The following is a 12,542-nucleotide window of genomic DNA, read 5'->3' as shown; positions in this document are numbered from 1 at the left end:
CGACGATCGCGGCCATGGCACTCCAGATCACAAATTCCCTGAATTGTGCCTGACGTGACCTGTCCTGGCTCCAGTCCTTCTGTCTGGGCGACGGCCACATTCCGAATTGCGGACGGCCGCTGGAAATCCTGGATGCGCGCCGGAACCGGCGGCGCAAATCTGCAGCCTTTTGGGCACCACGTTCCTCATTAATCGTCTGATATCTAGCAACCATCTCAAACATCTCCATCCATCTGTCTGGGATGTCAAAAAAGGTAGTAAGCAGCATACGGGATTACAAATGAGCGTTTTGTAATCTTTGAATTTGGGTGTTCAGTACCGACGAACACTTTGCCAATAGTTGTGTCTTGCAGCATTCATAAAGACCACGTAGGAAGCGGGATCTTTTGAAAGCAGTTTTTCGATGCAAGCACCCAATCCTTCGGCTGACGCAGATACGGCACGCGATAGATTACGCCCGTCCCTGTCTGAAATCACCCGGGTATCCCTGAAAGTCGGTCTATTGTCCTTTGGCGGGCCGGCGGCACAGATTTCCGTCATGCATCAGGAGTTTGTCGAAAACCGGAAATGGCTGTCCGAGGACAGATTTCTGCACGCATTGAACTACTGCATGCTGTTGCCGGGACCGGAAGCCCAGCAGCTTGCCACATATTGCGGCTGGTTAAGCGGTCGCACGCTTGGCGGTCTGATTGCCGGTTTGCTGTTCATCCTGCCCGGCGCCTTCGCCATGGGTATTGTCAGCTTCATTTATGCCGCATATGGCGAAACTTCCCTTATTTCGGCGGTCTTCTACGGCGTAAAGGCTGGCGTACTCGCCATCGTGCTTCAGGCGCTGGCTCGCATAGGTAAAAAGGCGCTGAAGACCCGGCTCTCGTGGCTGATCTGCGGCCTGTCGTTTTGTGCGCTGTTTTTCTTCTCGGTGCCGTTTCCTCTGGTCATTGTCGGCGCCGCCATTGTGGGTCTTGCTTTTTCCAATGCTCCAAATACCGAACCGGACGAACCCGCGGACCATGTTGCCCGTGCGACATTCGCCGGAACGGTCAGAACCCTTCTGGCAGGCGTTTTGATTTGGGGAGGTCCACCGCTGCTTGCCGCTTGGCTCCTGGCACCGGGAAACGTGCTTGTTGAAGTCGCCGAGTTCTTCTCGTTACTGGCAGTTGTCAGTTTCGGTGGCGCTTATGCGCTTTTGAGCTACATGGCCCAGGTTGCGGTGGAAACCAAATCCTGGCTCAGTGCCGGTGAAATGCTCGATGGCCTGGGATTGGCGGAAACAACACCCGGTCCCCTCATTCTGGTGACGCAATTTGTCGGCTTCCTTGGCGGCTGGCGCGATCCGGGCCCCTTCTCCGCGCCCATGGCCGCCATCTTGGCTGCGGCAATGACGACCTGGGTCACCTTCACCCCGAGCTTCCTGTTCGTACTGGCAGGAGCACCCTGGATGGAGAGACTGCGTGGCAACAAAAAACTGGCAAAAGCCCTTTCCGCGATCACCGCAGCCGTTGCAGGAACAATCCTGAACCTCGCCATATGGTTTGCGATTAACGTTCTGTTCGCCGAAACGGAAACACTCAAGATGGGGGCTTTTAAAGTTCTCTGGCCTGAATTCACAAGCCTTGATCCCGTTCTGGCTGGGATCGCCATTCTCGCGGCGCTGCTGGCCTTCGGTGCGAAACGTGGAATGGCAACCGTTCTAGGTACGACAGCTATGCTCGGATTGGTCGCCCAGACCCTTGTGAATTGACCATATTTCCAAGGCCGGAACGCACATCGTGAGTGAAATCAGGCCGCTGAAAGTTCTTTTTCTTTGCCGGTCGCTTCGGCGGCTTCATCTTCAAGATCAGCTTCGTGTTCCGGATCGTCGTCAACCGAAATCGAGAGATTTTTCTCGACCTGCCGAAGCAACTTCCGAAGCTTCTTGCGGTCCTTGTCGTCAAGGCCGGACATGGCTTCGCGCTCCAGGCGTTTCCAGGCCTTGTCGACCGACGTCACGAGGTTCTGCCCCTTTTCGGTCAGATAGACACGGGCAAGTCGGCCGTCACTGTCCGATACCCGCCGATTGACATAGCCCTGACTGGAAAGTCGGGTAACCATCTTGGTAACCGTTGGTGGTTGAACTCCAAGAGCCAGCGCAAGTTGACTCATTGTCCGGCCATCACCATCCGCCAGCACTTTCAAAACCAGTTCCTGACCGGGGTGCAATCCGATCCGCATCAAGTGTGCCCCGGAACGGGCCCGTTGTGCTTTTGCAGCCTGAACCAGTCGGAAAGTAATGCTCTTTTTGTAGTTAAAAGCCATCGCCCCTACCCGCTCCTAAATCAATCCGAATCACATTCATCATTCATGCGGCGGAACCCTAGCGGAGTTATTTAACCGTCAAATGACAGTTCATGACATGATTTTTCTTTTCGCACCTGCTTCCCGGCATGCAGCAAACGGTCGGAGCAAAAACTCAGACCTTCACCCTCAAGGCACCAGCCAGAAAAGGCAAAGCCAATGTCAGCAGAGCGACAACTGCGAACGAAGCTCTGAGGGACAGAAAATCACCGATGAAACCAAGCAATGGCGGTCCCAGCAAAAACGCCCCGTAGCCCAACGTCGCCACCGAGGCGAGTGCCACGCCCTTTGACATGTGCGGATCACCGGCGGCTCTGGACATGGCAAGCGGGAAAATCACGGCATAGCCGAGCCCCATGATAAAACAGCCCGCCCAGACCGCCCAGATATTCACGCCGGAAACAAAAAGCAGGCATCCCAGCAGGGCGACAACGCCACTCATCCGTGCAACCGGCACAGGACCAAAGCGGGCAATTACCTGATCGCCGGCCAGTCGCATGATCACCATTGCAACAGAAAAGACGGTAAAGGCGGTCGGTGCGATCGAGTCCGCATATCCAAGATCTGCTATTTGATAGAGCGCTGCCCAGTCTGTAACAGCGCCTTCACCAAGCGCAGCAACCAGAGCCATAAGCCCGACAAATACCAGAGCGCCTTTGGGCATGGCAAACAGCGGTGCTTTGCGCCTGTTCTTTGCCTCGGTATCTGCCCGCGGCCAGGCCTGCCGGTAGAACCAGACCAGAAAAGGTGCCGACAGAAGTGTCCAGTAGCTGAAATGCTCCGAAACGGTCAATCCGATCTCGATGGCAAACCCGCCTGCGGCCGCCGCCAATCCCGCACCCAGGCTGTAGAGGCCATGAAAGGACGACATGACCGGCCGACCCAGACCCGCCTCAACTTCAGCACCCCAGCCATTCATGGAAACGTCCAGCCCACCGAAGGAAAGCCCGGCCAGGAAAAGTGCGATGGTCAACACCGGTATGTTCAGTGCAATGCCGACCAGCAGGAAACTGATCACGGTCGCGACGGCGAGGAATTTGGCAACTGGTGCAGCGCCAAGCCGATCGACCCAGGCACCGGTAAACGGAAAGGCTGTGAAGGCACCGCATGCCATCACAAGCAAAAGCAAGCCGAAACCGCTTTCATTCAAACCGGTGGCGGCCTTGATGTCCGGGATGCGTGACGCCCACAACCCGATGAAGGTTCCGCACATGAAAAAGATCGCCGAAACGACTCGGCGCGCGGCAATAGCTTGCATGATCTGACCTGAATTCCGGGCGCAACGATGCCCGAGGAGAATGCTCTTGTGTCACGCATTCGGCGCTTTCACAAGTGCTGTCGTGCCCATCCAAAACACCGCCCCGAGCGTGTCGCAACAATGTCTTCGTCCCTGTGCAGTCGGTTAAAGAAGGGCAATCACACGACCAGCGCGTTGAAGACATTCTGGGCATCGATCACTTGCTGCAAAGCACCTTGATAAGCCGCAATTGCGTCGGAGTTTTCTCTAGACCCGGCTTTGGTCTTGTCTTCCTGGTCATCGGCAGGCAATTCCGGGCTCAAAACACCCGCGCTGTCTTGTTCGCTCGCGCTCTCGGTCTTGGACTTGGCCTCCGCGTTTACATTGCCACCTGAGGAACTGGAATTTGCGCCCTCGGCCTCGCCGCCTTTCAGCTCCTCCGATTTTTGCTTGCGGAGCTCTGCTTGCGCCTCGGTCATTTGCGAGCGCGCCTGCTGCGCAACCTTCATGTCCTGCGAAGAAGGCTCTGCCGGGGCGGTGGCAGCTCGGATAACGATTTGCATTTTCCGGATTGTCTGCTCCGGCGTCCGCTCCTTTGCGGTATCGATCTTCACTTCCCCCCCAACAGCGTAGCGCTTGCCATCCGGGCCTTGCTGGAAAGTGTAACTTGGAGCACCTGCATAGGGGCCACCAACACGCGCATGCGCCTGCTCATGTGCCCGGACTTCACGGTCCCGCTTGGCGAGCTCCTTGACCTGTTTTTCCTCCGCCTCGTTCAGGCCGTCGCCATCAGCGTCCTCTTCCTTTTCACCGCTGCCCGCTGCGCCTTGCGAATTCGTGCCTGCCTGTACAGGTTCCGGATCTGCTGCGCCACCTTCAGCAGCCTTGCTCTCTGGCGTGCCCCGGCTTTCACCAGCGCTGTCTTCCGTATCGGCTGTCTCGTTCGAACTCCGGCTTGCAGACGTATCGGATTGATCGGCCTCCTGCAGCGCCAGAACCGCCTCTGGTGTCAGGACCGGCGTAGCCCTGGCGCGCGCTGCAGCCTGCCGAGAGCTGGCCCTGCTTTCGCTCGCACCTCTTCCGTCCCGGTCGGAAGAGGAAACTCCCGAACCAGGTTCCGGTTCACCGGCGATACCGTTGCCCTTCAAAAGGTTCGCCGGCGTGTTGGACAAGAGCGCGCCGATCATGGCCAGGAGTTTCCGCCGGAGGAGTCAGCAAATTCTAAACGAGGTTAAGAGAACCCTATCATTTGTTCGTGATCACGCTTGCAGCAAGCGGCTTGTTGCTCGGCTTGCCTCTCCGGCTGCGCTGTGCAAAGCAAAAAAGCTGTAACAGTTTTCAGGACAGGACCGAGCAATGCTGCCCAAGCGCTTCTGGCACGAAATGACGACAACGGAATTCCAGGATCCTTCCCGTGAAAGCTGGATTGCGGTTCTGCCCGTGGCGGCAATTGAACAGCATGGACCTCATCTGCCGCTCAGCACCGACACAACAATTGCCGAGGGCCAGATCAAACGCTCCGTCGAGCTGATGCCGCAGGACCTTCCCGTCACGTTTCTCCCTGTTCAGGCGGTTGGAAAATCCGACGAACACATTTCTTCTCCCGGAACTCTCACCCTGTCCTGGGATGTCGTTACCCGTTGCTGGCTGGAAATCGGCGAAAGCGTTCGGCGTGCGGGCATTCGGAAAATGGTGCTCATCAACTCCCACGGCGGGAACGTGCCGATTCTCGACATTGTCGCGCGGGAGCTTCGGGTCAAACACGACATGTTCGTCACGGCAACAAACTGGTTGCGGTTTGGCCAACCGGAGGGCCTTTTTCCCGAGGAGGAATTTTCCTACGGCATTCATGGAGGTGATATCGAAACCTCTTTGATGCTGCACCTTCGCCCGGATCTGGTCCGCATGGATCTCGCTGAAGATTTCACTTCCGAACAGCAGCGGTTCTTGCGCGAATTCAAGCATCTGCGCGGACATGGCAAGGCGCAATTCGGCTGGAAAGCCCAGGACCTGAACCCAAAGGGCGCCCTGGGCAACGCGGTTCTGGCAACTGCCGAAAAGGGACGTCAGTCTCTGGATCATGCTTCCCGAGGCTTCATAGAATTGCTTCGGGACATTGACTCCTACAACCTTGACCGTCTTTGGCATGAAGAAGGTTGACGCAACTGATTTTCCGAACGCGAAAGACAATTCCCGACACAGCTACACTCTCTGGAAATTTTCCTTACCCGACTAAATAGATTTCACCTTATGACAATTTGAACTGAGGTGATTTTATTCTCCAAAATCAAATACTTTTATTTAGACCTGTTGACCAAAAACGAAATAGGGAACACATTATTTAATATATTTTCTGGAGAGCGGCTCCGTTATGAATTTATCAATTCGGCAACTGGCGACTTTTCGCGAGGTAATGCGGAGTGGATCCATTTCGGAAGCAGCCCGGAAACTTGGCAGAACCCAACCGGCAGTCAGCTCGACAATTTCCGGGCTCGAAAACGAACTTGAGCTGAAGCTGTTCATGCGTGAACAGGGGCGGCTCGTCCCCACGCCCGAAGCCGCGTTTTTTCTCGAAGAAGCCGAAGCCATTCTGCGGCGACTGGAAATTTCAAAACGCACATTACGCGGCCTCGCCAACAGGGAACACGGACAGCTGCGCATCGCCTGCATTCCGGAAGCCGGCGTCCAGTTTCTACCGGACAGCCTGTCCCGCTTTGTCGCGGACAAACCAAGCGTAAAAGTTGCACTTATCAGCCATATCCCCTCTGAAATTGAGGAACTTATTGCAGCCCGGCAGTTCGACATCGGCTTTTCAGAGACACCCCGGTCCCGCAATTCTTTCGACCAGATCGATTTCGACCTTGAATGCATGTGCGCTGTGCCGGCAACCGATGCCCTTGCCTCAAGAGAGGTCATTACACCTGCCGAACTCGACGGCTATCCGCTTGCCCTGCTTCAGTCGGAGCACCGCAGTCACAAGCAGACATTGGATCGGTTTCGGGATGCCGGAGCCCGCTTCAATCAGCGTTTCGAATTACGCTCGGCATATCCGGGACTGAGGTTTGTCGAAGCCGGTCATTGTGCGCTCGTATGCGACATGATCACAGCCTACAAGGCACAGGAAGCCGGTCGCCTCGGCATTGGCCCGCCATCGATCGTGTTTCGTCCGTTCCGGCCCCGCATTCAGAACGCTCTTTCCATCCTGACGCCAACCCACCGGCCGAGTTCCATCGTTGCCAAGGATTTTTGCGATTTTCTATCCAAGGAACTGGCTTCAATCCGCTCCGCAATGGTCAGCTCAGGTGCCTGAAGAAAAGTACTGAATGCGCAACAACATCGCACTTACGAAGCCGTTGTAGTCGCTGGAGAGCAGAGGTGCTATCAAACGATGCGTTGCCGAAAATAGCTTCAAGCCACACCTGATCCATGCTTTCTGTTCTCTCACACCGGACTTACCGGCATCTCTTCTCTGCCCAGGTGATCGCCCTGTTCGGCACAGGTTTGATGACGGTGGCCCTGGCTCTGCTTGCATATGATCTTGCAGGCGCTGACGCAGGAGCCGTGCTTGGCACTGCACTGGCAATCAAGATGATTGTCTATGTGACCCTGTCTCCGGTTGCCGCCGGGTTTGCGTCGCGCTTTCCGCGTCGGTCCTATCTTGTTGTTCTGGACCTGGTGCGCGCTTGTATTGCGGTCGCCTTGCCATTTGTTGATGCCGTCTGGCAAATCTATGTTCTGATTGCGCTGCTGCAGTCGGCTTCCGCCGCGTTCACGCCGGCGTTTCAGGCAACCATCCCTGACATTCTTCCCGACGAAGGCGACTACACAAATGCCCTGTCGCTGTCGCGCATGGCTTATGACCTGGAAAATCTCCTGAGTCCGATGATCGCAGCCGCACTCATTGGTCTTGTCGGCTTTCATTGGCTGTTCAGCGGCACTGTCACCGGATTTCTGGTTTCAGCAATTCTGGTGCTGACGGTTACCTTGCCGTCGCCCAACGTCGGGGTGAGCGAACCTCCCCTCAAACGTATCTTGAAAGGCATGAAGATCTATCTGCGCACGCCCCGTCTGCGCGGGCTCCTGTCATTGAACCTTGCAATTGCGGCATCCGGCGCGATGGTCATCGTCAACACGGTTGTCATCGTCAAATCGTATCTGGGCCTCGCGGATGCGGATCTTGCCTTGGCGATGGCTTCATATGGCGGGGGCTCGATGATCATGGCCGTCGTGCTACCGCGCCTGCTGTCGTCAATCGGCGACCGGACAATCATGCTTTCTGCTGCCGCTTCCTTGCCGCTCTGCCTCATCGCCTTTGCCGGACTGGTTTACGCAACACCGAAGGCACAGCTCTGGCCTTCTCTCCTCGTGATCTGGTTCCTTATGGGGCTTGCAACATCTGCCGCTCTGGTCCCCTCGGGCCGGTTGCTGCGCAATTCGGCGCAAGCAGCAGACCGCCCAATGGTCTTTGCCGCGCAATTCGCACTGTCACATGGCTGCTGGCTGATCACCTATCCGCTTGCCGGCTGGCTCGGCAGCGTTGCCGGTTTGACCGGAACAGTTATTGCACTCGCCTTGATCGCCTGTGTTGGCGTTGTCGCTGCAATGATATTCTGGCCAGCCGGAGAAAAATCCGTTCTTGTCCACGATCATCCGGACCTGCCGCGTGATCATCCTCACCTCGCAAACGCCTCCGGCAAGCGCCATGCGCATCTCTTCGTTATCGACAATCTGCACGCCTCGTGGCCCGACGGGCGACCTTAGATTACGGCCTTATAAGAAAGAGTGCGATGGTAGGTGCATTTCTCGGCGGCGGCGCATAAGTGCTGCCGACCGCCAGGGCCCGCGAAAAATCCACAATTTCCACTATTTGCCGGCTGCTGGATGGCCTTGCAGGCTGCTTCATAATTCTGTTTGCAAGCCTCGACCTGTTCAAAGGCTGAACAAACCGGAAGCAAACGACCTCATTCCGCTGCCGGTTTCAGGCTGGCCATCAGGTTGTGGAATTTTTCCCCCTGAACGGCAACGTGGTCACGAAGAGCCCTTGCTGCGGCTTCGGGTTCCCCATGCGCCAACGCGTCCACCACGGCCTCATGTTCGGCCATCGACTGCGCCATGCGCCCCCGGAATTTCAACTGCTGGCGGCGAAACGGTTTCAGCCGCTTATGCAGTTTGAGCGCTTCCTGCGCAAGAAATCCGTTTCCCGACTGCCGGTAGATGGTTTTGTGAAATCGCTCGTTTTCAACGTAATATGTGTCCGTATCCTGGGCATCAACCGCAGCCTGGCACTTGGCATTCGCCTCGCGAAGATCCTCAAGGGCACCCTCTGAAATGCGCATGGCCGCAAGCCGGCCGCAGGCGGCCTCGAGCTCGGCCATCACCTCGAACATTTCAATGAGTTCAATCGGCCCCGGCTGCCGGACAAAGGCTCCCCGGCGCGGGATCAGTTCAACGAGCCCGGAGAGTGCAAGCCTCTGAAATGCTTCACGGAGTGGTGTTCTGGACACTCCGAATTGCTCCGCCAGACGAACCTCGTCCAGGCGATCGCCATCCATATAGACGCCGCTGAAAATCTGTTCTTCTAGCGCTTCCGCAATGTTGTCTGCACGACGTTGTTCCATGCGCCTATTTGTACCGGGAACACCACTGAAACGCAATCTTGATAATTTTGTATACAAGAATGTTGACTTAAAATACAAAAAAGCCGTACTGTGAGATATCCCCCCAGGACGACTGGGGAGGAGACTTCGGGAGGAAATAATGAAAGCTGTTTTGAAAGGCGCGGTGGCCGCGCTCGCCATCACCTGCGCAGGTACGGTTGCCAACGCGACGGAATTGCGTTTGTCGCACCAATGGTCCAACAAGGATATCCGTCATCAGGTTGCACAAATCGTTGCTGACGAAGTTGCAGCAGCCGATGTCGATCTGGACATCAAGATTTTCGGTTCAAAATCACTCTTCAAACCCCGCGAGCAATACAAGCCGCTAAGCCGCGGTCAACTCGACATGACTGTCTTTCCGCTGAGCTATGCCGGCGGGCAGCAGCCGGCATACAATCTCACCCTGATGCCGGGTCTCGTGAAAAACCATGACCACGCCGCCCGTCTCAGCAGCTCCCCATTCATGGAAGCGCTGGAAGCCAAGATGGCTGATGACGACGTCATGGTTCTGGTTCACGGTTACCTTGCAGGTGGTTTTGCCGGAACCGAAAAGTGCATCACCAGCCCCGAAGATGTGAAAGGTCTTCAAACCCGCGCCGCCGGGAAGTCGTTTGAACAGATGCTTGCCGGAGCTGGAGCCTCCATCGCATCCATGGCGTCTTCTGAAATCTACAACGCGATGCAGACAGGTGTCCTGCAGGCCGCAAACACATCTTCGTCGTCCTTCGTGTCCTATCGCATCTACGAGCAGGTCAAATGTTACACACCGGCGGGCGATGTGGCCCTGTGGTTCATGTATCAACCGCTCCTGATGAACAAATCGACATTCGAAGGTCTGAACGAAGACCAGCAGAAAGCACTTCTTGCAGCTGCGGAAAAGGCCGAAGCCTACTATCTGGAAGAGGCAAAGAAGCAGGATGCTGCATCGGCTCAGGTCTTTGCCGAAGCCGGTGTCGAAATCGCGGAGATGAGCCCGGAAGATTTCGAAGCCTGGCGCAAACTGGCGATGGAAACCTCCTACAAGAAATTCGTGGAGGAAGTGCCGGACGGACAGGATCTTCTCGACAAGGCGCTGGCTGTAAACTGACCGGCCCTTAGCGAACCGGTTTCGGGGCAGCTGACCGCTGCCCCGTCCTTTTCATTTCGAAAGACCTTCAAGGGAGACGGTTATGGCCGGCCATAGCACTGCTGTTGTCGCTCGCACGGGAAACAATCCGTTCCTTCGCACCATTGCTTCCATCTCAACTCTGGCCGGTTGGTGTTCTGCCGGCATGATTGTTGCCGCTGTCGCCATCACCTGCCAGATGATAATCATTCGCTTTGTGCTGAACGGTTCCACGGTCTGGCAGACCGAGGCCGTCGTCTATCTGGTTATCGCAGCAACACTGGTTGGCCTGCCGTATGTTCAGCGGCTGCGCGGTCATGTGAATGTGGATCTCATCCCGATCTCGTTGGCCCCGAAAGCAAGATTTTTCCTGGCAATCGTCACTTCCCTGCTCTCGATCGCGATCATCTCGGTGATGCTCTGGTACGGCTTTGAGTACTGGCATTTTGCCTGGGACCGCGGCTGGCGATCCGACACGGTCTGGGGCGTGCGCCTGTGGATCCCCTACCTCTCCATCCCTGTCGGCTTCGGCCTGCTGCTGCTGCAGCTCATCGCGGATCTCGTAGCCATTGTCACCGGCACAGATAAACCCTTCGGTCTGGAGTAACCTGATGGATCCTCTCCTTCTTGGCGCGATTGTTGCCTTCGCAACCATCCTGGTCCTCTTTTCCGGCGTGTCCGTTGCCATCGGCCTGCTGATCGTTTCGGCAGGATTTCTGATCATTTTCGATGGTCCCCGGTCGCTTGAACTGATGCCGGAGATCTTTTTCGGCAAACTCGACAACTTTGCCCTGCTGTCGATCCCGATGTTCATCATCATGGGCGCTTCCATCGCCTCGACGCGGGCCGGTGCTGATCTTTACGAAGCTCTGGAACGCTGGCTGACCAGGGTGCCCGGCGGCCTTGTCGTGTCGAACCTGGGCGCCTGTGCGCTGTTTGCCGCCATGTCCGGCTCTTCACCTGCAACCTGCGCCGCCATCGGCAAGATGGGCATTCCCGAGATGCGCAAACGCGGCTATCCGGACGGTGTCGCAGCCGGGTCCATCGCAGCCGGAGGCACCCTCGGCATCCTCATTCCGCCCTCAGTCACGATGATCGTTTACGGCATCGCAACCGAGACCTCCATCGGCCGTTTGTTCCTGGCAGGTGTGATCCCCGGCCTGCTGCTGGTCGGCCTGTTCATGGCATGGTCGCTCTATTCGACCTGGAAGTCGGGCGATGGCGCACGCCTGAGCTCCGGTTCCTACAGTTGGGCACAGCGGTTCGAGATCCTGCCGCGCGTGCTACCGTTCCTCGCCATCATTCTTGGCGTGCTCTACGCCATGTATGGCGGTATTGCCACGCCTTCGGAAACTGCCGCCGTCGGCGCGCTGCTCTGTCTCATGATCGCGGTCATCATCTACAAATTGTGGCAGCCCCAGGCGATCTGGCTCGTCCTGCGTGACAGCACCAAGGAATCGGTGATGATCCTGTTCATCATCGCTGCGGCCGGTGTCTTTTCCTACATGCTCAGTTCGCTGTTCATCACCCAGTCGATTGCGGAATGGATCGGCACGCTGGATGTGAACCGCTGGGTCCTGATGGGTGCGGTCAACATCTTCCTTCTGATCGCGGGCTTTTTCCTGCCGCCGGTCGCGGTCATCCTGATGGCCGCCCCGATCCTTCTGCCAATCATCACCACGGCGGGTTTCGACCCCATCTGGTTCGCAGTCGTGCTGACAATCAACATGGAAATCGGTCTGATCTCACCACCAGTCGGGCTCAATCTCTATGTCATCAACGGCATCGCTCCGGACATATCGCTGAAGACCATTTTGACCGGTTCGCTGCCCTTTGTCGGCTGCATGGTTCTGGCAATCGTCCTGTTGTGCCTGTTTCCCGAACTTGCCACGTGGCTGCCCGATGTCATCATGGGGAGCGCGATATGACCCTGCTGGCCGATCTGCTTTCGACGGTTTTTGAACGGCGCTACAGGCAACCTGCCAGAAAATGGCAGGACAACCGGCCGCTGGACGAGCTGGCCGGTGATCTTGTCGGCTCGGCGGGCGAAACCTCAGGACTGGCCCTCGCTCAGAACATCCTGAGCGGTTTCGATCTTCTGGATGATGAGCGCAAACTCGCGTTTTTCCAAAGCATTGCAACCTCCCTGAGCATTGATCCGGTCACGATACGCAAGGCGTTGGATGTCTATGAGCACGAACCTTCGAAA

12 protein-coding genes and 1 pseudogene are annotated in these 12,542 nt (G+C 56.6%); 8 read left to right on the top strand and 5 right to left on the bottom strand.

The features are described 5' to 3' along the window. The coding region (locus K5905_RS13915; RefSeq protein ID WP_297584862.1) for a hypothetical protein at positions 1–214 on the bottom strand (214 nt) is incomplete at its 3' end. 189 nt (positions 215–403) lie between these two features. Between K5905_RS13915 and chrA the strand changes: the two genes are divergently transcribed. After that, complete coding sequence (chrA, locus tag K5905_RS13910) at positions 404–1,741, top strand: chromate efflux transporter (RefSeq protein ID WP_297584859.1); 1,338 nt, start codon at positions 404–406, stop codon at positions 1,739–1,741. Between the two features lie 38 nt (positions 1,742–1,779). Here chrA and K5905_RS13905 read toward each other — a convergent pair whose 3' ends face one another. The 3 genes from K5905_RS13905 to K5905_RS13895 all read right to left on the bottom strand — a co-directional run bounded on the left by K5905_RS13905 (position 1,780) and on the right by K5905_RS13895 (position 4,758). After that, a complete protein-coding gene (locus K5905_RS13905) occupies positions 1,780–2,295 on the bottom strand; it encodes a MarR family winged helix-turn-helix transcriptional regulator (RefSeq protein WP_297584856.1) in 516 nt (171 codons plus the stop codon). A 154-nt stretch (positions 2,296–2,449) separates the two neighbouring features. Continuing rightward, positions 2,450–3,592: an MFS transporter gene (locus K5905_RS13900; RefSeq protein WP_297584854.1), complete on the bottom strand. Its 1,143-nt coding sequence runs from the start codon at positions 3,590–3,592 to the stop codon at positions 2,450–2,452. Between the two features lie 158 nt (positions 3,593–3,750). Beyond that, the gene (locus K5905_RS13895; protein ID WP_297584852.1) at positions 3,751–4,758 is read right to left on the bottom strand and encodes a putative metalloprotease CJM1_0395 family protein; all 1,008 of its coding nucleotides are present in this window, start codon (positions 4,756–4,758) and stop codon (positions 3,751–3,753) included. 169 nt (positions 4,759–4,927) lie between these two features. Between K5905_RS13895 and K5905_RS13890 the strand changes: the two genes are divergently transcribed. The 3 genes from K5905_RS13890 to K5905_RS13880 all read left to right on the top strand — a co-directional run bounded on the left by K5905_RS13890 (position 4,928) and on the right by K5905_RS13880 (position 8,332). Then, the gene (locus K5905_RS13890) at positions 4,928–5,731 is read left to right on the top strand and encodes a creatininase family protein (protein ID WP_297584850.1); all 804 of its coding nucleotides are present in this window, start codon (positions 4,928–4,930) and stop codon (positions 5,729–5,731) included. Positions 5,732–5,942: 211 nt separating this feature from the next. Next, on the top strand, positions 5,943–6,881 hold the full coding sequence (locus K5905_RS13885) for a LysR family transcriptional regulator (RefSeq protein ID WP_297584847.1): 939 nt from the start codon (positions 5,943–5,945) through the stop codon (positions 6,879–6,881). A 116-nt stretch (positions 6,882–6,997) separates the two neighbouring features. After that, on the top strand, positions 6,998–8,332 hold the full coding sequence (locus K5905_RS13880) for an MFS transporter (protein WP_297584844.1): 1,335 nt from the start codon (positions 6,998–7,000) through the stop codon (positions 8,330–8,332). Positions 8,333–8,532: 200 nt separating this feature from the next. On the opposite strand, the gene K5905_RS13875 is transcribed toward K5905_RS13880, so the two are convergent. Then, a complete protein-coding gene (locus K5905_RS13875) occupies positions 8,533–9,189 on the bottom strand; it encodes a GntR family transcriptional regulator (protein ID WP_297584842.1) in 657 nt (218 codons plus the stop codon). A 139-nt stretch (positions 9,190–9,328) separates the two neighbouring features. On the opposite strand from K5905_RS13875, the gene dctP reads away from it, so the two are divergent. From dctP to K5905_RS13855, 4 genes and pseudogenes are all read left to right on the top strand, one after another. After that, positions 9,329–10,315, top strand: coding sequence for a TRAP transporter substrate-binding protein DctP (gene dctP / locus K5905_RS13870; protein WP_297584840.1), 987 nt, complete (start codon positions 9,329–9,331; stop codon positions 10,313–10,315). An 82-nt stretch (positions 10,316–10,397) separates the two neighbouring features. Continuing rightward, positions 10,398–10,940 (top strand): TRAP transporter small permease, encoded by a 543-nt coding sequence (locus tag K5905_RS13865; protein ID WP_297584838.1) that lies wholly within the window; start codon positions 10,398–10,400, stop codon positions 10,938–10,940. Positions 10,941–10,944: 4 nt separating this feature from the next. Next, positions 10,945–12,261 (top strand): TRAP transporter large permease, encoded by a 1,317-nt coding sequence (locus tag K5905_RS13860; protein WP_297584836.1) that lies wholly within the window; start codon positions 10,945–10,947, stop codon positions 12,259–12,261. Beyond that, positions 12,258–12,542 (top strand): annotated as a pseudogene (locus K5905_RS13855) (decarboxylase); the annotation flags it as partial. The gene K5905_RS13860 and the pseudogene K5905_RS13855, both read left to right, overlap by 4 nt.

The organism is Roseibium sp., assembly GCF_025698965.1.
GTDB lineage: Bacteria > Pseudomonadota > Alphaproteobacteria > Rhizobiales > Stappiaceae > Roseibium.
This window is presented reverse-complemented; position numbering and strand designations above follow the sequence as displayed.

Coding starts and splice junctions, on each gene's coding strand:
- chrA (WP_297584859.1), top strand. CDS start 404: ATGCAAGCACCCAATCCTTCGGCTGACGCAGATACGGCACGCGATAGA.
- K5905_RS13905 (WP_297584856.1), bottom strand. CDS start 2,295: ATGGCTTTTAACTACAAAAAGAGCATTACTTTCCGACTGGTTCAGGCT.
- K5905_RS13900 (WP_297584854.1), bottom strand. CDS start 3,592: ATGCAAGCTATTGCCGCGCGCCGAGTCGTTTCGGCGATCTTTTTCATG.
- K5905_RS13895 (WP_297584852.1), bottom strand. CDS start 4,758: ATGATCGGCGCGCTCTTGTCCAACACGCCGGCGAACCTTTTGAAGGGC.
- K5905_RS13890 (WP_297584850.1), top strand. CDS start 4,928: ATGCTGCCCAAGCGCTTCTGGCACGAAATGACGACAACGGAATTCCAG.
- K5905_RS13885 (WP_297584847.1), top strand. CDS start 5,943: ATGAATTTATCAATTCGGCAACTGGCGACTTTTCGCGAGGTAATGCGG.
- K5905_RS13880 (WP_297584844.1), top strand. CDS start 6,998: ATGCTTTCTGTTCTCTCACACCGGACTTACCGGCATCTCTTCTCTGCC.
- K5905_RS13875 (WP_297584842.1), bottom strand. CDS start 9,189: ATGGAACAACGTCGTGCAGACAACATTGCGGAAGCGCTAGAAGAACAG.
- dctP (WP_297584840.1), top strand. CDS start 9,329: ATGAAAGCTGTTTTGAAAGGCGCGGTGGCCGCGCTCGCCATCACCTGC.
- K5905_RS13865 (WP_297584838.1), top strand. CDS start 10,398: ATGGCCGGCCATAGCACTGCTGTTGTCGCTCGCACGGGAAACAATCCG.
- K5905_RS13860 (WP_297584836.1), top strand. CDS start 10,945: ATGGATCCTCTCCTTCTTGGCGCGATTGTTGCCTTCGCAACCATCCTG.